Consider the following 20279-nt stretch of genomic DNA (forward strand, 5'->3'; position numbering starts at 1 on the left):
GCTCAGACGCGTTGGGCGGGTGTGCCGTCCAGCCAGTCGATCTTGGCCATCTTGCGAACCAGCACGAACTCGTCACGGTTGGTGCCGATGGTCCCGTAGTAGTTGAAGCCGTAGCTCAGCTGGGCATAGCCGCCGATCATGTGGGTCGGCTTGAGCACCACCCGCGTGACCGAGTTGTGGATGCCGCCGCGCGCACCGGTGATCTCGGAGCCCGGGGTGTTGATGGTCTTCTCCTGAGCGTGGTACATCATCACCATGCCCGGGTTGACGCGCTGGCTCACCACCGCACGAGCAGCAATGGCCCCATTGGCGTTGAACAGCTCGACCCAGTCGTTGTCGACAATGCCGCCGCGGCGTGCATCTTCTTCACTCAACCAGATCACCGGGCCGCCGCGGTTGAGCGTCAGCATGATCAGGTTGTCCGTGTAGGTGGAGTGGATACCCCACTTCTGGTGCGGCGTGATGAAGTTCAGCGCAATCTCGGGGTTGCCGTTGGGCTTGCGTCCTTCGACCTCACCCAGCGTCTTCAGGTCTACAGGCGGACGATAGGACACAAAGCCTTCGCCAAAGTCACGCATCCAGGGGTGATCCTGATAGAACTGTTGACGTCCTGTCAGCGTGCGCCATGGAATCAGCTCGTGCACATTGGTGTAGCCGGCGTTGTAAGACACCTTTTCGCTTTCCAGGCCCGACCAGGTCGGCGAGGAAATGATCTTGCGCGGCTGCGCCTGGATGTCACGGAAGCGGATCTTCTCGTCCTCACGGTGCAGTGCCAGGTGGGCGTGTTCACGACCAGTCTGCTTGCTCAGGGCATCCCAGGCCTTGACCGCCACATGCCCATTGGTCTCGGGTGCCAGCATCAGCACCACCTCGGTGGCATCGATGTCGGTGTCGATCTTGGGCATGCCCTGCGTCACACCGGCCTCGCGCACGACCCCGTTGAGTTCGCCAAGCTGATGCACCTCATCTTCGGTCTTCCAGGCGATGCCCTTGCCGCCATTGCCCACCTTGTTCATCAATGGGCCCAAGGCAGTGAAGCGCTTGAAAGTGTTCGGGTAGTCGCGTTCGATGACCGTGATCTGAGGTGCCGTCTTGCCGGGAACCAGTTCGCACTCGCCCTTCTTCCAGTCGCGCACATCGAAGGGTTGGGCCAACTCCGCCGGCGAGTCGTGCATGAGCGGTGTCATCACCACTTCGCGCTCCAGACCCAGGTGTCCCACACACACTTCCGAGAACTTCCTGGCAAAGCCCTTGTAGATCTCCCAGTCGGAGCGAGCCTGCCAGGCCGGGTCCACCGCAGTTGACAAGGGGTGGATGAAGGGGTGCATGTCACTGGTATTGAGGTCGTTCTTCTCATACCAGGTGGCCGTTGGCAGCACGATGTCCGAATACAGACAGGTCGTGCTCATGCGGAAGTCCAGGGTGACCAGCAGATCCAGCTTGCCCTCTGGTGCCTGGTCATGCCACTTCACGTCCTGCGGCTTGGCCTCCTGCGGACCCAGGTCCTTGCCTTGCACCCCATGCGACGTGCCCAGCAAGTGCTTGAGGAAATATTCATGGCCTTTGCCTGACGAGCCCAGCAGGTTCGAACGCCACACAAACATGTTGCGTGGCCAGTTGGCCGGATGGTCAGGGTCTTCGCAGCTCATCGACAGCGAGCCATCCTTGAGCGACTTGACTGCGTAGTCCTTGGCATCCATGCCGACGGCCTGCGCATCACGCACCACCTGCAGCGGGTTGGTCTGCAGTTGAGGGGCAGAAGGCAACCAGCCCATGCGCTCGGCGCGGGCGTTGAAGTCGATCATCGAGCCTTGGTAAGCCTGCTTGTCGGCCAAGGGTGACAGGATCTCGTCCACGCCCAGGCGCTCATAGCGCCACTGGTCCGTGTGCGCATAGAAGAAGCTGGTGGAGTTCTGCTGGCGTGGCGGACGGATCCAGTCCAGCGCAAAGGCCAATGCCGTCCAACCGGTTTGCGGCCGCAGCTTTTCCTGACCCACATAGTGGGCCCAGCCACCACCGCTCTGGCCAATACAGCCACACATCATCAGCATGTTGATGATGCCGCGGTAGTTCATGTCGCAGTGGTACCAATGGTTCATCGCCGCACCGATGATCACCATCGACTTGCCGCGTGTCTTGTCGGCGTTGTCTGCGAACTGGCGGGCCACCGTGATGACCTGGTCACGCGGCACGCCGGTGATCTTCTCCTGCCAGGCCGGGGTGTAAGGCGTATCGTCATTGAAGTCACGCGCAGCCGTGCCGCCCAGGCCACGGTCAATGCCGTAGTTGGCAGCCAGCAGATCGAACACAGTAGCGACAAGGGTGTGGCGCTGTTCGCTTTCTGGCACATCAGCCTTGCACAAACGGACCTTGCGTACCGGCACGTTGCGTACCAGCACATCATCGTGCTTGTTCGCATTGAAGTGGGGGGTATCGATGCCGCCAAAATAGGGGAAGCCCACTTCGCCAACCTGGTAGTCGGTTCCGCCCTCTTCCATCAGGGACAACTTGAGCTTGACCTGCTCGCCGCCCATCGCCTCTTTGGACTCCAGGTTCCACAGGCCTTTGTCCGGGCGCTCGTCGGCGCCCCAGCGGAAGCCGATCGACCCGTTTGGCAACACGATCTTGTCGTCCTGGTCGAGCGCCACGGTCTTCCACTCGGCATTGTTCTGCTGCTTGAGATGGTTGTTGAAATCACTGGCGCGCAGATAGCGGTCCGGCACCAGAATCTGGCGACCATCTGGCAGCGTCTGTTCCTTCAACTGCACCAGCAAAGGCATGTCGGTATAGCGACGGGCGTAGTCATCGAAATACGCCGAGCGCGCCTGCGCACCTTCACCAAAGTAAAAGTCCTTCAGGATGACGTGACCCATGGCCATGGCCACGGCTGCATCGGTACCTTGCTTGGGGTGCAACCACAGGTCGGCCAGCTTCGACACCTCGGCATAGTCGGGCGTCACGGCCACCGTCTTGGCCCCCTTGTAGCGCACCTCGGTGAAGAAGTGGGCATCCGGGGTACGGGTCTGAGGCACATTGGAGCCCCAGGCAATGATGTAGGTCGAGTTGTACCAGTCAGCCGACTCAGGCACGTCGGTCTGCTCGCCCCAGATCTGCGGGCTAGCTGGCGGCAGGTCGCAGTACCAGTCGTAGAAGCTCATGCACACGCCACCGATCAGGCTCAGGTAGCGGCTGCCAGCGGCATAGCTGATCATCGACATGGCCGGAATAGGCGAGAAGCCAATGATCCGGTCAGGCCCGTGCTTCTTGATTGTGTAGACGTTGGCCGAGGCAATGATCTCGTTGACTTCATCCCATGTCGACCGAACGAAGCCACCCATGCCACGTTCTCGCTGCCAGGCGCGACGACCCTCGGTGTTCTCCACCAGATTGGCCCAGGCATCCACCGGTGTTTTCGCCACCGTGCGCGCAGCGCGCCATTGTTTGAGCAATTCGCCGCGCACCATCGGGTACTTCACCCGGTTGGCACTGTAGAGATACCAGCTGTAACTCGCACCACGAGCGCACCCACGGGGCTCATGGTTGGGCAGATCAGGTCGGGTGCGGGGATAGTCAGTCTGCTGGGTTTCCCAGGTGACGATGCCCCCCTTCACATAGATCTTCCACGAGCAAGATCCCGTGCAGTTGGTGCCGTGGGTCGAACGCACGATCTTGTCATGCTGCCAACGAGCCCGGTAGGCGTCCTCCCAGGTCCGGTCCTCACCGGTGGTCACGCCGTGGCCGTTCGAGAATGTCTGCCTGGGTTGTGCAAAGAACGTCAGGCGGTCAAGAAAATGACTCATGTTGATTCCTCAGATTCGTATCGGGCTCAGCAAGGCATGGGCGCGTTCTTGCGGCTGTAGTACCACCACGTCACCAGCACACACGTCACATAGAAAGCCACGAAGCAATACAGGGCGGCTTCCGGACCACCTGTCAGGGTGATCGACGAGCCATAGCTCTTGGGGATGAAGAAGCCACCGTAGGCGCCCACAGCCGAACTGAAACCGAGCACGGCGGCGGCTTCCTTGTTGGCGTCCTTGACTGCTTGCTCTTGAGCAGCCGCGCCCTTGCCACTGGCTTCACGCTGACGCTCGGTCAGGAAGATCAGCGGGATCATGCGGAAGGTCGAACCATTGCCGATGCCCGAGGTGGCGAACAGGAACAGGAAGGCCACCAGGAAACCGTGGAAGTCGCCACCCTGGCCATGGCTGGGCAGGAACTTCAGCACGGCCAGCACGCCGACGATCATGGCCACGAAGTTCCAGAAGGTCACACGGGCACCACCCAGCTTGTCAGACAGCCAGCCGCCAACAGGGCGAACCAGTGCACCAACCAGCGGGCCCATCCAGGCATAGCTCAGTGCATTGACACCGGGGAACTGGCTCTTGATCAGCAGCGGAAAGCCTGCGGAGTAGCCGATGAAGGAACCGAATGTACCGAGGTACAACCAGCACATCAGCCAGTTGTGCTTGCGCTTGAAGATGACGGCCTGGTCTGCAAAAGAAGCCTTGGCATCAGCCAGGTCGTTCATGCCGAACCACGCAGCCAGAGCCGACAGCGCAATGAAAGGCACCCACACATAGCCTGCGTTTTGCAGCCACAGTTGGGCGGTCTTGCCCGCCTTGGTCACGGTCTGGGCATCACCGCCCATGGCACCGAACACACCTGCCGTGATCACCAGCGGCACCACGAACTGCACCAGCGACACGCCCAGGTTGCCCAGGCCAGCATTCAGGCCCAGCGCTGTGCCCTTCTGTGCCTTCGGGAAGAAGAAGCTGATGTTCGACATCGACGAGGCAAAGTTGCCGCCACCAAAGCCGCACAGCAGTGCCAGCAAGATAAAGACCTCGAACGGGGTATCAGGATGCTGCACCGCCCAGCCAATCCCGATGGCCGGTGCCAGCAACGATGCCGTCGAGATGGCGGTCCAGCGGCGCCCACCGAAGATGGGCACAGCAAACGAGTAGAAGATGCGCAGCGTGGCGCCACACAGTGCCGGCAAAGATGCCAGCAGGAACAGTTGGTTGGTGTTGAACTTGAAGCCGACATTCGGCAGGTTCACCACCACCACCGACCACACCATCCAGATGGCGAATGCCAAGGTCAGGGCGGGGATAGATAGCCACAGATTGCGTTGGGCAACCGAGTGACCTTCCTTTTTCCAGAATGTGTCGTTTTCCGGATTCCAGTTTTGGATGACAGAGCTGGCCATTTGGCTCTCCTTATGTCAATTCAGCGGGGGTGTGAGACCGGTCAATCAAGCCTGCCCAAGGACAGGTTGGCGGCGGACTTCGGTGAAGTACATCCAGATCAGGGAGACCCAGACCACGCCGTACAGCAACATGAATGCACTGGAGCGGATGCCGGTCTTGTCGAGCAGGTAGCCGAACATGATCGGCAGCAGGAAGCCACCCATGCCACCAGCGAGACCCACGATGCCGGAGATCGCGCCGATGTTCTTCGGGTAGTCGTTGCCGATGTACTTGAAGACGCTGGCCTTGCCGAAAGCGAAGACGATACCCAGCAGGAACATCAGGGCGGTGAAGCCATAGACATTCAGGCCGATGTGGTAGGTCTGCGGACCAGTCGTGGTCTGGATCGTGAAATCAGTCTGCGGATAGCTCAGCAGGAACAGGCAGATCCAGCTCACCCACATCACCCACCAGGTCACGCTGTGCGCACCATACTTGTCGGACAGCCAGCCACCAATAGCGCGCAACACACCGCCCGGCAGAGAGAAGCATGCAGCCAGCAACGCAGCTGTCTTGATCTCCAGGCCGTATTCACCGACGTAGTACTGCACCATCCACAGGCTCAGCCCCACATAGCCACCGAACACGATGCTGTAGTACTGGCAGTACTTCAGCACGCGCGGATCCTTCAAGGCCTTGAGTTGGTCCAAGAAGCTGACATTGCTCGGAACCAGGTGGCTCTCATCGTGGAAGCTGAAGAGCCAGAACAGTATGGCTGTACCCAGCATCACGGCCGCATAGACATGCGGCACCATGACCCAGCCAAAAGCGACCATCAAACCCGGTGCCACGAACTTGTTGACCGCAGCACCCGAGTTGCCCGCGCCGAACACACCCATGGCAAAGCCTTGACGCTCCCTGGGGAACCACCGTGCCACATAGGGCGTACCGACCGAGAACGAGCCACCGGCCAACCCGAGCACCAGACCGATCGACAGGAACTGCCAGAATTCGGTCGCCGAGCCAATCAGCCAGATTGCTGGCACGGTGAGCAGCATCAGGAGCACCATCACGATGCGCCCCCCGAAGCGGTCGGTCCAGATGCCCAGGGGCACACGCACCAGGGAACCGCTCAAAACAGGCATGGAGGTCAGCAAGCCGAATTCGGTCGCAGACAGGCCCAACTGCTTCTTGATGGGAATGCCGATCACGGCAAACATCATCCAGACCATGAAGCACACCGTGAATGCCAGTGTGCTGACGATCAGCACCGAGAGAGCGCGGCGCTTTTGCACTTCTTGCGTCGTCATGGATTTCTCCGTTTTTTCCATGACGTCACTGTAGGAATCAGCCCCCGAGACGAACATCCTTCCAAGGATTGCTCGGGCATGGCTGAAAGAACGATGGGGCCACATGGCCCCATCGTTCGAAAGTAGTAGTCACCGGTCTACCCGGTCAGAACTTGATCCGGATCAGTTTAGCCCGTGCTCCGTGGCGTAGACGGCTGCCTGCACGCGTGAACTCAGATTCAACTTGCGCAGAATGTGCTGAACATGGATCTTCACCGTGGTTTCCGCGATATCCAGACTTCGGGCAATCTCTTTGTTGCTCGCCCCGCTGGCAATGTGACGCAGGATTTCCGACTCACGAGGCGACAGCTGTCCATGAGTTGGAACAGGCTCGACCACCGATCCCGCATCGATCATGGGCGCCTGCATGGCTGCAGCCAGCTTGCCCGTCATGTCCGGGCTGATGACCAACTCGCCCGCCATGGCTCGCATCAGGGCCTGCCCGAGGGCTTCGCCATCCATGGTCTTAAGCAGGTATCCACGTGCGCCGGCCCGCAGTGCCCGGGCCAGATCCTGCTCATCTTCACTGACCGTCAGCATCAGCACTCCCGCTTTCGGGGCTGCTTCACGCAGACCTGCAATCGCATCCACACCCAGCACACCGGGCAGGTGGTTGTCGAGCAGGATCAAGTCAGGCTGAAGCTCGGTGGCACAACGCAAGGCTTCACCCGCATCGCCCGCTTCCCCCACAACCAACACATCGGCCGATTGCGTCAACAGCGCAATCAGACCTCGGCGAAACAGGGTGTGGTCGTCGACCACCAGCAAGCGAACGGGTGCGGTCATGGTGTGATGTCAGGCAGGTGTTCAGGTGCCACACGAGGCGGCAGAGTCAAGGTCACTGCAGTGCCCTCACCTGATCGCGACTGTACCGCCAGTTCCGCGCCGATGCGCTGCGCACGCTCCGACATGATGTGCAAACCAACGTGGGTCTCCCCGCGTGCCTGCCCTTGCGGGTCAAAGCCGCAGCCATTGTCCTGCACCACAAACTGCCAACGGGGCTCTTGCTGGACGGTCACCCACACCTCGGTCGCAGCGGCATGCTTGCGGATGTTGGACAAGGACTCCTGCACCACGTGCAACACCTGGATCTGCACATCTGGTGGCAAGGGCAGGCCATGCCCCTCCAGGCTCAAATGGGTTTTCAAACCCGTCTGGTGCTCGAACTTCTGCAGTGTCGTGCGCAAGGCCGGCTCGATGTCCTCTTCATTGGTGCGCGTTCGGAAATGCAGCAGGAGTTCTCGCACATGGCTGTACGACTCCCTGAGGCCCTCATCCAGCTCGCCGATGACACGGTCTATGCCGCCTGCATCGGTCTTGCGCACGGCATCGCGCAGCAACTGCACCTGTATCTTCATGAAGGCCAGTGACTGCGCGATCGAATCGTGCAGCTCCCGAGCCAGCATGCTGCGCTCTTCTGCGACGGCCGCTTCTCTTTCCAGGGACGCGGCACGCATGCTTTCCATGCCACCAGCGAGGTGGCTCGCCATGGTTTCCATCATGGCGCGCTGTTCCTGACTCAGCTCAGGGTCATGCCGGTAAAACAGATCCACCTCGCCCAGGCAGCGCTGGTGCAGGTTGACCGGAATGGAGACCACCGTCTGATAGCCCGCCTGAGAACAGTGCGAGCGCGCTGTCGGATTAGCCGCCTGAATTGGAATCACCCGCATGCCCTGTTCCGGCGCGACCGGGCCACAGTGACAATCACCGGCATGCACGCAAGCCTCTTCCTTGACCAGACTTTCCGGCAAGCAATCAGAGGCCAGCAGCCAGTAGCGCTGATGGGCCTCATCTGACCATCGCACGGCAACGGCATCGGCATCGGCAATGCGGCGAACCTTCTGCGCAAAGCCCTGAGCGATCTCGTCCAGCGTATCGGCCTCGGCAATGTGGGCACTGATTTCATACAGCGCAGCCAGCTGACGTTGCTTGGCTTCCAGCCCGGCGGTCTTTTCCCGCACTTTGGCTTCCAGGTTCTGATAGAGAGACTGAAGGGTTTCAGCCATCTGGTTGAAACCATCGGCGAGCACCCCGAACTCGTCATTCGAATCCACGTCGACACGTGCTTCGAAATCACCCTGCTCCACGCGCTCCAGCCCGCGCTGCAAGCGCCCGACCGGGTTGAGCACCAGCAGGTAGCCGGCATACATCAGCGCCACAGCACTGCCTATCGCCAACACCATCATCGCCATCTGAAAGATGTTCAAGATGGCGGTCCAGTAGGCCAGTTGCCGCTCAATCGACGACACGAATGCGTCAATCAGTGCGACAAAACGGTCGACCTCGGCCAGCTCTCCAACCTTGTTATCAGGAGAGCTCGGCACAGATGAGGTCCAGTGCCCGGCCAGGGACGACCACGCTGACTGAACTGCCTGAAACCGCTGTCTCGTTTCATCATCCCAGGGCACAAACAGCGGGCGAGACGGATCTCCGTCCTTGAGGACCTGCAGACTTTGCTGGAAGCGGGCCACCTGCATCTCGAGCTGAGCCGTGCTGCCCACCTCTTCGGTCAATGCCAGGCGGTAAGTCAGCATGCGCATGCGCCCAGCCTCATTGACCGCGGCTGCCCCCCCTTCAAGTCGCCAGGTGACCCACAGGGTGAGCGCAATCGATGCCAGGGCCAGACACAGGAAGAGCCCCCCCGTTACAGCCAGCTTGGTGGTCAGGGTCCAGCGACGCACGGGCGTCGTCACCGAGGCCAGCTGCAGGGTCCGCATCGATCAGGCTGAGCCGCTCTCAGGCAACTCAAAGCTGTCACGGTACTCCGGGACCCGCGCCGGGATACCGAGGGTCTCGGTGATGCGCAAACGCAAGGTGTCGGCCGCCGTTGGCTCGCCATGGATGACGAACACCTGCTCGGGCTTGCGTGCCAGCGACTTCACCCAGCCCAGCAAACCAGCCTGGTCGGCGTGGGCCGACAAGCCGTCAATTTGCGTGACCTCCGCCCGGATGGGTACGTACTCGCCAAACAGCTTGAGCGTGTGTGCACCTTCCGCCAGCGAGGCCCCACGGGTGCCTCCGGCCTGAAAGCCGCTCAGGATGATCGAATTGCGGGAGTGCGGCCCGTAGTAGGCAATGTGATGCAGGACCCGCCCACCGGTCACCATGCCGCTGCCGGCAATGATGATCATGGGATAGCGCTGGCGCATCAGCGCCTTGGACTCTTCGACATCCCGAACGAAATGCGTCATGCGTGCGATACCGGCACAGTCGGCATCCGACAGGCGGTGCTCGTCGTTGTAGCGCTGATAAAGCTGGGTGGCATCGATGCCCATGGGGCTGTCGAGCATGACCGGCACATGGGGAATCGCCCCCGCCTCACGCAGGCAGTAAAGCGAGTAAAGCAGGCTCTGCGTACGCCCTACGGCAAACGCAGGAATGACCACCACACCACCACGTGCCACCGTACGGCGGATCACATCGCCGAGCACCTCAACCGGGTCCTTCGTGGTGTGCAGGCGGTTGCCATAGGTCGACTCCGTCACCACCCAGTCAGCTTCTAGCCCCTTGGTGGGCGGGTTCATGACCAGGTCATCGTCACGCCCCAGGTCACCCGAGAACAAGGCCGACTTGCCGCCGTGTTCGATCTTGATGCTGGAGGCGCCCAGGATGTGGCCTGCCGGGGCAAAACGCACCCGCACGCCATGCCCAAGTTCCAACGCACCATCCGGGGCCACACGACGGAAGTGCGTCAGGCACCGCTTCGCGTCTTGCGCGGTGTAGAGCGGCATGGCCGGGCTGTGTTTCGTCGCCGCATGCCTGTTGCGATAACGGGCCTCTTCTTCCTGCAGGTGGGCCGTGTCCAGCAGCAGGATTTCGCAAAGCTCTGCCGTGGCAGCGCTGGTCCAGATCGGCCCCTTGAACCCTTGCTTGACCAGCAGCGGCAAGGCCCCGCTGTGATCGATGTGCGCGTGGGTCAGCAAGACAGCGTCGATCGTGGCCGGATCTACCGGCATGGGCGCCCAGTTGCGGTCGCGCAAGGTCTTGAAACCCTGAAACATGCCGCAATCAACCAGAATACGCAGCCCACCCGCCTCCACCAGGGTGCGGGAGCCCGTCACAGTGCCATTGGCACCCAGGAATGTCAGTTGCATCGGGTTTGTCTCGTCAATGCTTGGTGTTGTTCTTCATCACGGTCTGGACCAGCGGCTGCACCTTGCGCCATGTGCGCCACAGCCAAAGCCCCTTGCCGGCCCAGCCCAGCAGCCCCTTGGGTCGCCAGGCCACCAAGGCTGCGAGTACGCCTGCCGGAATGGCAGGATGGGCGCGCAACCAGCGCCCGGCAGTCGACACCTTGTCAGCCCAGGCCAGCGGACGGGCCAGCGAGCCCTGCACCTGCAGGCTCAATGCGCGACGCTGTTCGGTGATGCGGGCTTGCAAGCGCACCTTGCGTTGCGCCAGCTCCTGATCTCGGGTGAGCCTGCTCATGTCTGCGGTGGTTCAGCGTTGGGCTTCTGATGGGCCTTGAGCGCCTCGATGTCTCTTTGCAACTCGGCCAGAGACGCGCTCAGGAAATCGTCTGATGCCTGTGCACTGCTTCGAACACGCCACAAGGCTATGCCCGCCAGTCCCCAGAACATCAGGGTCATCAACCCCAGCGCCAGCAGGCGATGCTCATCCCAGAACAGCACGCACACAAACGCGGCCAGGAATACCAGACCGATACAGCCGAGGAAAATGGCGATGCCACCCCAGGCCAGCATGCGCAGCAGACGCAGTTTCTCTTCTTCCAGCTCGACACTGAACAGTTCGAGCCGGGTTCGCAGGATGCCCAGCACCGTAGAGGCCAGGCCCTGCATGGAAGACAGCAAACCGCCGCCAGATGGCGGCGGGGACGACTCGGTCATCAGCGACGTCCGATCAGCATGCCCAGCAGCAGACCAACGCCAGCAGCGATGCCCACCGATTTCCAGGGATTCTCATGCACGTAGCCATCCGTGGCGCGGGCAGCAGCCTTGGCCTTGTCGACCACGGCACCTTGTGCCTCGATCAGACCATCCTTGGCGCGAGACAGGGTCGATGCCACACGGGCACGCAACTCGGCCACACCTTCACCAGCATCGCTGGCCGTCGCAGCCAGCAGGGCTTCGGCATCAGACATGACCAGCTTCAGGTCAGACATCAGCTTGTCTTTTTGGGCAGAGGTCAATTCAGACATTGTCATCATCCTTTCTTGAATGAATGTCGTTTCAAATTCAACGCAACACCAGCAGCGGCAGCTTGCTGTGTGCAAGCACGCCTTTGGTCAGCGAGCCGTTGATCAAGGCATCCAGCCCGTGACGACCATGGGTGGCCATCACGATCAGGTCACATTGTTGCCGCAGGGCAATATCCACAATGGCTTGTTCGATGTTGTCAGTTTCCATGAACTGCCCATCGAACGATACACCCGCAGCTGCAGCGCGCTCAGCAAACCGGGTCAACACCCCCCGCGCATGCGATTCGGACCGTTGCCGGTGTTCCTGCATGGTTTCAGGGTCATAGGCCACAGCCACCTGCTCCAGCACCAAGGGCGGCAAGGGAGCCTCGGCCGTGAACCCGGTTACCCGGGCACCCAGCAACTTGGCCAAGCCAATGCTGGAATCGATGGCCTTGTCTGACAACTCACTGTCATCAACCGGAACCAACAGGTGCTCGTACATCCGCGCCTCCATGCTCATGCTTCAACTGAGTTCATCCTAAACCGAAGATGGGGCCGGAACAAACCTTTGCAAGGTCGATATGGGCTCTCGGCAACATCTGGACCGGTCAATCTTGATCCAGCGCAGGAAATACGTCACCACATAAACCCTGCCACGCGAATGCCGTTAACGCCCGCGCACAACTAAAATCGAGGGTCACGCAGAGAAAGCCGCGCCCGTAGCGGCGCAACCAGTCCATCATGACCGAACTTGCCAAATCTTTCGAGCCCTCTCCCATTGAAGCCCACTGGGGCCCCCTGTGGGAGCAACGTGGCCTGTACAAGCCCACGCTGGACGAGTCCAAGCCTTCATTCTGCGTCCAGCTGCCACCGCCCAATGTGACCGGCACGCTGCACATGGGGCACGCATTCAACCAGACCATCATGGACTCGTTGACGCGTTACCACCGCATGCTGGGTCACAACACCCTGTGGATTCCTGGCACCGACCACGCCGGTATCGCCACGCAGATCGTGGTCGAGCGCCAGCTCCAGGAAAAGGGCCAAAACCGCCACGACCTGGGTCGCAAGAACTTCGTCGCCAAGATCTGGGAATGGAAAGAGCAATCTGGCTCCACCATCACGCAGCAGATGCGCCGCATGGGAGACTCTGTCTCATGGGAGCACGAATACTTCACCATGGACGACAAGCTGTCCAAGGTCGTTTGCGAAACTTTCGTGCGCCTGTACGAAGAAGGCCTGATCTACCGCGGCAAGCGCCTGGTGAGCTGGGACCCCATCCTGAAGTCCGCCGTGTCCGACCTGGAAGTCGAGAGCGAGGAAGAAGATGGCTCGATGTGGCACATCCGCTACCCCATTGAGGGCAGCGATGAGACCCTGGTGGTCGCCACCACCCGCCCGGAAACCCTGCTGGGTGACACCGCGGTCATGGTTCACCCCGAAGACGAGCGCTACACCCACCTGATCGGCAAGCTGGTCAAGCTGCCCATCACCGGCCGTCTGGTGCCGGTGATCGCCGATGCCCACGTCGACAAGGAATTCGGTACCGGCGTCGTGAAGGTCACCCCGGCCCATGACACCAACGACTATCAGGTCGGTTTGCGCCACAACCTGCCGATGATCACCATCTTCACGCTTGAAGCGAAAGTGGTGTCCCATCTACCCGAGATTCCCGAGGCCTATCGCGGCCTGGATCGCTTTGTGGCGCGCAAGGCCATCGTGGCCCAGTTGGAAGCCGATGGCCTGCTCGTGGACATCAAGAAGCACAAGCTGATGGTGCCGCGCTGCGCTCGGACCGGCCAGATCATCGAGCCCATGCTGACGGACCAATGGTTCGTGGCCATGACCAAGCCCGGCGCACAAGGCAAGTCGATCGCCGACCAGGCCATCGAAGCGGTCGAGTCGGGCGACGTCAAGTTCGTGCCCGAAAACTGGGTCAACACCTACAACCAGTGGATGAAGAACATCCAGGACTGGTGCATTTCCCGTCAACTGTGGTGGGGTCATCAGATCCCTGCCTGGTATGGCAGCAATGGCGAGATCTTCGTGGCCCGCAACGAAGAAGAAGCCCGCACCCGTGCCAAGGCCGCCGGCTACGAAGGCGAGCTGACCCGCGACGAAGACGTGCTCGACACCTGGTACTCGTCGGCGCTGGTGCCCTTCTCTACCCTGGGCTGGCCTGAGCAGACCCAGGAAATGGACCTGTTCCTGCCTTCGTCCGTGCTGGTCACCGGCTACGACATCATCTTCTTCTGGGTTGCCCGGATGATCATGATGACCAAGCACTTCACCGGCAAGGTGCCCTTCAAGCACGTCTACATCCACGGTCTGGTCCGCGACGCCCAGGGCCAGAAGATGTCGAAGTCGGAAGGCAATGTGCTGGACCCGGTCGACCTGATCGACGGCATCGAGTTGGCCCCCCTGCTGGACAAGCGCACCACCGGCCTGCGCAAGCCTGAAACAGCACCCAAGGTGCGCAAGAACACCGAAAAGGAATTCCCCAACGGCATCCCCGGTTACGGTGCAGACGCCTTGCGCTTCACGTTTGCCGCGCTGGCCAGCCTGGGGCGCAGCATCAACTTCGACAGCAAGCGCTGTGAGGGCTACCGCAATTTCTGCAACAAGCTCTGGAATGCCAGCCGCTTTGTGTTGATGAACTGCGAAGGTCAGGACTGCGGTCTCGTCAAGCACACGCCAGGCACATGCGCTTCCGGCACCTACCTCGACTTCAGCCCCGCAGACCGCTGGATCGTCAGCGAACTGCAGCGCGTCGAAGCCGCCGTCCAGCAAGGGTTCACCGACCTGCGTCTCGACAACGTGGCCAACGCCATCTACCAGTTCGTCTGGGATGAATACTGTGACTGGTACCTGGAAATCGCCAAGGTGCAAATCCAGGTCGGCAACGAAGCCCAGCAACGCGCCACCCGTCGCACCTTGATTCGCGTGCTGGAAACCGTGCTGCGCCTGCTGCACCCCATCACCCCGTTCGTGACGGAGGAATTGTGGCAAGTGGTCGCCCCGGTCGCTGGCCGCAAGGAGGCAGGCTCGGATGCCACCATCGTCACAGCGCCCTACCCCGTCCCCGACCTCGGCCGCGTGTGCGCCGACTCTGATGCCTGGATCGCCAAGCTGAAGGCCATGGTGGGCACGTGCCGCAACCTGCGTGGCGAAATGAACCTGTCGCCAGCCGAGCGGGTGCCCCTGCTGACGGTGGGAGATGCCGACTTCATCAGCCAGGCCGCCCCGATCATCAAGGCACTGGCCAAGCTGAGCGAGGTGCAGGTGCTTGATGAGGCTGCCTTTGCCGCGGCCACCTCGACCGCGCCCGTTGCCGTGCACGGCGATGCCCGTCTGGCACTGCATGTCGAAATCGACGTGGAGGCCGAGAAGGAGCGCCTGAGCAAGGAAATCAAGCGACTCGAAGGTGAGATCACCAAGGCACAAGCCAAGCTCGGCAACGAGAGCTTCGTGGCACGTGCCCCGGCCGCCGTGGTGGACCAGGAAAAGCAACGCATGGCGGACTTCACCGTTGCACTGGAACGCGTGCGCGACCAGTTCCAACGCCTGTCGTGACCCCACGCATCGCCCCCGGGCACACCGCAGACCCGCTGGGCTATCTGCGGGACGGGGGCGAAGTTGGTCGCTGTCTGCTCGCCCACCAGGATGGACGCGCCCCCATGGGGGCGCCATCGCACTGGCCAACAGCCCTGCATGACGTCCTGCGGGTCACACTGCACTCGGACTTCCCGTACATCGTCTACTGGGGCGACGCACTCCACACCTTCTGGAACGACGCGGCAAGGCACTTTTTCGAAGGCCAGCACCCGCATGACCTGGGGCGACCGCTGGCACAAGTCCAACCTGACGTGATGGGCACCCTGAGCCCGCTGCTGCAACAGGTGCAGCAAACGGGGCGAGCCGTGCGCTGCGATCACATGCAGTTGCTGTACCAGCGCAAGGACTACCGGGAAGAAATCCACGAGATCTTTTCCTACAGCCCGCTGCTGGACGAAGCCGGCCAGGTGCGGGGCATCATCTGCCCCATCTTCGACACCACCGCGCGGGTGCTGTACGAGCGTCGCATTGCCGCCTTGTCCGACCTAGCCACCCGCACCCGGTCAGCGCGCACCGAAGCGCAGTACCTCCAGTTGCTGGCCGAGTGCCTGGCCCGGCACCCTCCAGATCTCCCGCTGGCTGCGCTCTACATGGCCGAAGACGATGGCATCCCGACGCACGCCATGGCCCGCCTGTGCGCTGCCGCACCGCCCCACGCGCCATGGCCTGCTCAGTGGCAGCCTGCTGTGCGAGCCGGCGAGTTTCGCGTGTTCGCTGCCGAAGATGCGCTTCCACCCGCCCTGCGCTCAGCGGTCAGCACCGCGCCCGACCAACTGGCGTGGGTGCCCATCCCCGGGCCGCGCTCCGAGCGGCGCACAGCCTGGCTGGTGGTCGCCCTCAACCCCTACAAACGCCTGGACACCGACTACCAAACCTTCCTGGAGCTGGTCGCAGCCCAGATCGGGCAAGGTCTGACCGATACGCTGGCGCTGGAGCAGGCGGCTGCACTGGCACAGGCCGAACTGGCGCAATTCACCCGACTGAGCACCCTGGGCGAGCTGGCAACGTCGATCGCACATGAAGTCAACCAACCCCTCACGGCCATGGTGCTTGATGCCCACGCCTGCCTGCGCTGGATGAGCGGCCCGCATGCCAACCTGACTGAAGCCCGCGCGGCAGCCCAGCGCGTTGCGCGCAGTGGTGAACATGCCGGACAGGTGGTCGCCCGCATCCGTCGATTCCTGCAGCGTGAGCCGGCGCTGCGACAAGTCCTGCAACTGGAGCAGGTCGCCTGGGACAGCGTGCAACTCGTGGCAGGGCGAGCCCAGCGTCATCATGCGCAATTGCGCGTTCGCCTGTACCCCGATCTCCCACATATCGAAGCAGACCGCACCCAGGTTCAGCAGATGATCATCAACCTGCTGGTCAACGCCATCGACGCCGTCAGCACCCTGCCGCCCGAGCAAACTCGCCACATCTGGCTCACCTTGCGCCGCTGCCAGACCCCTGTTGTTGGCGTGGAGTTCTGCATCATCGACAACGGCCCTGGGGTCGCGGCAGAACAGCTTGCGCACCTGTTTGACCCCTTTCACACCAGCAAACCCGACGGGCTGGGCTTTGGCCTGTCAATTGTCCGCTCCCTGGTCGAAGCCCATGAAGGCCGCATCTGGATCGAGAACCAGGCACACGGCGGCACCCTGGCACGTTTCCAGCTCCCGGGATTGGCATCATGAACAACCTGACTGGCACAGTCCACGTGGTGGACGATGACGACGCGGTGCGCCTCGCGCTCGACAGCCTGCTGCGCTCCATGGGTCTGCAGGTACGCACACACGCCACGGTGGAGGCCTTCCTCGCGCGCCCGCTTCCCGACGTCGTGCCCAGTTGTGTCGTGCTCGATGTCCGCTTGCCGGGTGTCAGCGGACTGGACTTGTTGCGCGCATCCGCGCGCACCGCTCACACCGAACTGCCCCCGACCATCGTGGTGACCGGGCATGGTGACATCCCGATGAGCGTGCAGGCCATGAAAGCCGGCGCAATCGAGTTTCTGAGCAAGCCCTTTCGCGAAGCCGACCTCTTACGCGCGATCGAGGATGCGCTGCGACTCGACAGCCAGCAACACATCCAGCGAGCCGAACGGGCCGAATGGCGGCAACGCTATGCCAGTTTGACCCGACGCGAACATGAGGTCCTGCATCTGATCGTGGCCGGTCGGCTCAACAAGCAGATTGCAGCCGAACTGGGCGTCAGCGAGGTCACCGTGAAACTCCACCGTGCGCAGGTGATGCGCAAAATGGGCCAGGACACACTCGCCGATCTGGTCCGAGGCATGACCCGGCTGGGCGATGGTGAGCGCACCACCGGCGTGCATCCTGACACCCCGCCGCAAGCACCACCCTATACCAAGGTGTGATGGTGTTCAGCCAGATGGGCTCCTAAGCTGAGCCCATCGTCAACGCTACACCGTTTGCACACACCATGAAACGCACCCGTACCAGCCTCGCTGCTGTTGCCATGCTGGCCACGGCCGGCCTCTCCCATGCCGCAGACCCACTCAAGGTCGGTTTCGTCTACATCGGGCCTGCCAGCGGTGCAGGTTGGTCCTATGCACACGAGCTGGCCCGCCAGGAAGTACAGAAGACCTACGGCGACAAGGTCAAGACCGTGTTCGTCGAGAAGGTGGCCGAAAACGACAGCGAGCGTGTCATGCGTGATCTGGCATCTCAAGGTGTCAAGGTGATTTTCGGTGGCGCCTTCGGTTTCATGAACGGCATGGTCAACGTCTCCAAGGAGTTTCCCGACGTCGCCTTCGAGCACGCCACGGGCTACAAGACTGGCCCCAACCTGGGCATCTACGACATCCGCACTTATGAAGGCGCCTGCCTGAACGGCACCATCGCCGGCAAGATGACCCGCAAGAATGTGCTGGGTGTGGTCGCCCCCTTCCCCATTCCGGAGATCGTTCGCAATCTGAACGCTTTCACGCTGTGTGCCCAGGCGGTGAACCCGAAGGTCCAAACCCACGTGGTCTGGGTCAACACCTGGTACGACCCACCCAAGGAGCGTGAAGCAGCCAAAACGCTCCTCAACCAGGGCGTGGACGTGCTCATGCAGAACACCGACTCCGCCGCACCACTGCAAGCCGCGAAGGAAGCCGGTGCCTGGGGCTTTGGCTGGGACACCGACATGTCGCAATGGGGTGGTGACGCCCAGTTGGCAGCATCGCATCTGGACTGGAGCGTGCACTACAACAAGGTGATCGCCGACGTGCTTGCCAAGCGCTGGAAGCCCGGCAATGTCTGGCTCGGACTGAAGGACAAGGCCATCCACTATGACCACTTCAGCGCCAAGCTGCCGGCTGATGTACGCAAGCTGGTCGAGCAGCGCGCCAAGGACATCGCCTCAGGCAAACACCCCGTTTTTGCTGGTCCGCTGGTGGACCAGGCTGGCGCCACCCGCGTCCGCGCCGGCACCGAGATGCCTGACGTGGACAAGCTCAAGATGAACTGGCTGGTCAAGGGCGTGATCGGCAACCTGCCCCAATGACAAGGTCAGGACTACCGGGCGACGTGGGCGAGCTGGTCGAAGCGATTCAGCTCGTGGTCAGAGACTTCGACGCGCGGCCCACCTACGCCGTTCACGGCACAGGCGGCAAGCGCTTCGAGTTCTTCCCCACCGCGATCACCGACAACATCCCGCCCTTGTCGCACGAGTTGTCCGACGCTGTATGCCTGCTGTCACGCCTGCACATTGACGCCACCACCATGCCCACATTGGGCGTGGGCGAAGAAGACCGCGGCGCCATGATCACGGCCGACATCCTGCGACAGTTTCGGCTCCCCCGCACCCTGGCCCGCTGGACGCCATCCGGAGCACCGGGCGAAGTGGCCGTGGCCCTTGCCAACGAATACCTGGCCGAAGGCAGCACCCAGGTCTATCTCAACGGCGTTCAGCCACACGATCGGGTGCTCGTTGTAGATGACCTGATCAGCACGGGTGGCACCTTGTGTGCGCTCATCCAGGCCATTCAGCGGACCGGTGCCAAGGTGGTCGAGTTGTTCACCATCGGGGAAAAGCTGGAAAACCGCGGCCGCCAGCACCTCATGCACATGACGGGCATGCAGGTCAAAACGCTCCTGGCCACCGACATGATCCAAACCGACCGAGGACTGCGCTCCCGCGTCGTGCGGGTGAACCTGGGCCGGCTGTCTCCCGACCTGTTTGATCAGGTCTCCACGCATTTCCCGCACGGCTTCTGCCAGCCAGGTTCTGGCGATGCCCTTTTGAGCTCCACATGACAAACGCACTCCCGCCCTATCAAGTGCATTGGTCAGAACAGACCAGCCCCGCCTTCTCACCGGATGCAGCCGTTGACAGCCATTACCCCGTCGCGCTGCGCGGCGGTGGCGTCCTCGAATTGCCCCTGCGGGCCCTGCCAGACGGCCAGCATGCCATTGCGCTGCTGATGTCGAACCAGACCCCATTCGCGGTGGAGGATGCCCTGGCTGAACGGATGACCACACTGGCCCGAACCTTTGCGCCACACATGGTGGCCGCCGTGCCTACCATGGGTCTGGACTATGCTCGACGGGTCGCCAGGGGGCTGGACCTGCCTCACTATGTGTCGCTCGGTCTCTCACGCAAGTTCTGGTACGACGAATCACTCAGCGAACCCGTGGTGTCGTCCACCAGCCCCGATCAGACCAAGCGCCTCTATCTCGACCCGGCCTTGCTGAGCCGCGTGGCGGGCCAACGGGTGCTGCTGGTCGATGATGTCATCAATACCGGAGCCAGTGCCTTGGCCGCCATTCGGCTGCTGCAACGTGCCGGGGCACAAGTATGCGGTCTGGTCGTGGCCTTGACCGAAGGCCATGCCTGGCGCGAAGCCCTGTCAGAACTGGACCCCGACTGGCCATTGCGGGTACACGGTGTCGGCCACATCCCTCTGTTTGACAGAGGACCAGATCAACTGTGGCACCCCCAAGCAAGGACACTCTGACCGGTAACGCCCCTTTACGCGCCATCACTTCAAACATGACGCCG

The 20279-nt window shown here is 61.8% G+C and carries 16 protein-coding genes; 6 read left to right on the top strand and 10 right to left on the bottom strand.

What is annotated here, in order from left to right:
* Positions 1-2: 2 nt before the first annotated feature.
* From ACE3PH_RS03550 to ACE3PH_RS03595, 10 genes are all read right to left on the bottom strand, one after another.
* The gene (locus ACE3PH_RS03550; protein WP_374316596.1) at positions 3-3800 is read right to left on the bottom strand and encodes a nitrate reductase subunit alpha; all 3798 of its coding nucleotides are present in this window, start codon (positions 3798-3800) and stop codon (positions 3-5) included.
* A 26-nt stretch (positions 3801-3826) separates the two neighbouring features.
* On the bottom strand, positions 3827-5212 hold the full coding sequence (locus ACE3PH_RS03555) for a NarK family nitrate/nitrite MFS transporter (RefSeq protein WP_374316598.1): 1386 nt from the start codon (positions 5210-5212) through the stop codon (positions 3827-3829).
* A gap of 45 nt (positions 5213-5257) precedes the next feature.
* Positions 5258-6502 carry a nitrate/nitrite transporter gene (locus ACE3PH_RS03560; RefSeq protein ID WP_374316600.1) on the bottom strand — a complete coding sequence of 415 codons (1245 nt, stop codon included), beginning with the start codon at positions 6500-6502 and terminating at the stop codon, positions 5258-5260.
* 162 nt (positions 6503-6664) lie between these two features.
* Complete coding sequence (locus ACE3PH_RS03565) at positions 6665-7327, bottom strand: response regulator (RefSeq protein WP_374316602.1); 663 nt, start codon at positions 7325-7327, stop codon at positions 6665-6667.
* A complete protein-coding gene (locus ACE3PH_RS03570; protein ID WP_374316604.1) occupies positions 7324-9258 on the bottom strand; it encodes a type IV pili methyl-accepting chemotaxis transducer N-terminal domain-containing protein in 1935 nt (644 codons plus the stop codon). Before ACE3PH_RS03570 ends, ACE3PH_RS03565 begins: the two co-directional genes overlap by 4 nt.
* A gap of 3 nt (positions 9259-9261) precedes the next feature.
* Positions 9262-10635, bottom strand: coding sequence for an MBL fold metallo-hydrolase RNA specificity domain-containing protein (locus ACE3PH_RS03575; RefSeq protein ID WP_374316606.1), 1374 nt, complete (start codon positions 10633-10635; stop codon positions 9262-9264).
* A gap of 13 nt (positions 10636-10648) precedes the next feature.
* Complete coding sequence (locus tag ACE3PH_RS03580) at positions 10649-10969, bottom strand: YqjK family protein (protein WP_374316608.1); 321 nt, start codon at positions 10967-10969, stop codon at positions 10649-10651.
* Positions 10966-11388 (bottom strand): phage holin family protein, encoded by a 423-nt coding sequence (locus ACE3PH_RS03585; RefSeq protein ID WP_374316610.1) that lies wholly within the window; start codon positions 11386-11388, stop codon positions 10966-10968. Before ACE3PH_RS03585 ends, ACE3PH_RS03580 begins: the two co-directional genes overlap by 4 nt.
* Positions 11388-11690, bottom strand: coding sequence for a YqjD family protein (locus tag ACE3PH_RS03590; protein WP_374316890.1), 303 nt, complete (start codon positions 11688-11690; stop codon positions 11388-11390). The genes ACE3PH_RS03585 and ACE3PH_RS03590 overlap by 1 nt, the downstream gene beginning before the upstream one ends.
* Before the next feature lie 46 nt (positions 11691-11736).
* Positions 11737-12201 (bottom strand): universal stress protein, encoded by a 465-nt coding sequence (locus ACE3PH_RS03595; protein ID WP_374316612.1) that lies wholly within the window; start codon positions 12199-12201, stop codon positions 11737-11739.
* Positions 12202-12422: 221 nt separating this feature from the next.
* Here ACE3PH_RS03595 and ACE3PH_RS03600 point away from each other — a divergent pair, with 221 nt between their 5' ends.
* The 6 genes from ACE3PH_RS03600 (at position 12423) to ACE3PH_RS03625 (ending at position 20235) form a co-directional block, all read left to right on the top strand.
* A complete protein-coding gene (locus ACE3PH_RS03600) occupies positions 12423-15254 on the top strand; it encodes a valine--tRNA ligase (protein ID WP_374316614.1) in 2832 nt (943 codons plus the stop codon).
* The gene (locus ACE3PH_RS03605) at positions 15251-16969 is read left to right on the top strand and encodes an ATP-binding protein (RefSeq protein WP_374316616.1); all 1719 of its coding nucleotides are present in this window, start codon (positions 15251-15253) and stop codon (positions 16967-16969) included. The genes ACE3PH_RS03600 and ACE3PH_RS03605 overlap by 4 nt, the downstream gene beginning before the upstream one ends.
* On the top strand, positions 16966-17649 hold the full coding sequence (locus ACE3PH_RS03610; RefSeq protein ID WP_374316618.1) for a response regulator transcription factor: 684 nt from the start codon (positions 16966-16968) through the stop codon (positions 17647-17649). The genes ACE3PH_RS03605 and ACE3PH_RS03610 overlap by 4 nt, the downstream gene beginning before the upstream one ends.
* Positions 17650-17714: 65 nt before the next feature.
* Positions 17715-18782 carry a BMP family ABC transporter substrate-binding protein gene (locus ACE3PH_RS03615; protein WP_374316620.1) on the top strand — a complete coding sequence of 356 codons (1068 nt, stop codon included), beginning with the start codon at positions 17715-17717 and terminating at the stop codon, positions 18780-18782.
* 23 nt (positions 18783-18805) lie between these two features.
* On the top strand, positions 18806-19534 hold the full coding sequence (locus tag ACE3PH_RS03620; RefSeq protein ID WP_374316622.1) for a phosphoribosyltransferase family protein: 729 nt from the start codon (positions 18806-18808) through the stop codon (positions 19532-19534).
* Entirely contained in the window at positions 19531-20235 is a 705-nt protein-coding gene (locus ACE3PH_RS03625) for a phosphoribosyltransferase (RefSeq protein WP_374316624.1), read from the top strand. Before ACE3PH_RS03620 ends, ACE3PH_RS03625 begins: the two co-directional genes overlap by 4 nt.
* Positions 20236-20279 lie beyond the last annotated feature (44 nt).

This window comes from Aquabacterium sp. (assembly GCF_041909175.1).
Taxonomy (GTDB): Bacteria; Pseudomonadota; Gammaproteobacteria; order Burkholderiales; family Burkholderiaceae_C; genus Aquabacterium.

What these genes read in the sequence shown, in the direction of transcription:
- ACE3PH_RS03550 (WP_374316596.1), bottom strand. Translation starts at nt 3,800, where the DNA reads ATGAGTCATTTTCTTGACCGCCTGACGTTCTTTGCACAACCCAGGCAG.
- ACE3PH_RS03555 (WP_374316598.1), bottom strand. Translation starts at nt 5,212, where the DNA reads ATGGCCAGCTCTGTCATCCAAAACTGGAATCCGGAAAACGACACATTC.
- ACE3PH_RS03560 (WP_374316600.1), bottom strand. Translation starts at nt 6,502, where the DNA reads ATGACGACGCAAGAAGTGCAAAAGCGCCGCGCTCTCTCGGTGCTGATC.
- ACE3PH_RS03565 (WP_374316602.1), bottom strand. Translation starts at nt 7,327, where the DNA reads ATGACCGCACCCGTTCGCTTGCTGGTGGTCGACGACCACACCCTGTTT.
- ACE3PH_RS03570 (WP_374316604.1), bottom strand. Translation starts at nt 9,258, where the DNA reads ATGCGGACCCTGCAGCTGGCCTCGGTGACGACGCCCGTGCGTCGCTGG.
- ACE3PH_RS03575 (WP_374316606.1), bottom strand. Translation starts at nt 10,635, where the DNA reads ATGCAACTGACATTCCTGGGTGCCAATGGCACTGTGACGGGCTCCCGC.
- ACE3PH_RS03580 (WP_374316608.1), bottom strand. Translation starts at nt 10,969, where the DNA reads ATGAGCAGGCTCACCCGAGATCAGGAGCTGGCGCAACGCAAGGTGCGC.
- ACE3PH_RS03585 (WP_374316610.1), bottom strand. Translation starts at nt 11,388, where the DNA reads ATGACCGAGTCGTCCCCGCCGCCATCTGGCGGCGGTTTGCTGTCTTCC.
- ACE3PH_RS03595 (WP_374316612.1), bottom strand. Translation starts at nt 12,201, where the DNA reads ATGAGCATGGAGGCGCGGATGTACGAGCACCTGTTGGTTCCGGTTGAT.
- ACE3PH_RS03600 (WP_374316614.1), top strand. Translation starts at nt 12,423, where the DNA reads ATGACCGAACTTGCCAAATCTTTCGAGCCCTCTCCCATTGAAGCCCAC.
- ACE3PH_RS03610 (WP_374316618.1), top strand. Translation starts at nt 16,966, where the DNA reads ATGAACAACCTGACTGGCACAGTCCACGTGGTGGACGATGACGACGCG.
- ACE3PH_RS03615 (WP_374316620.1), top strand. Translation starts at nt 17,715, where the DNA reads ATGAAACGCACCCGTACCAGCCTCGCTGCTGTTGCCATGCTGGCCACG.
- ACE3PH_RS03625 (WP_374316624.1), top strand. Translation starts at nt 19,531, where the DNA reads ATGACAAACGCACTCCCGCCCTATCAAGTGCATTGGTCAGAACAGACC.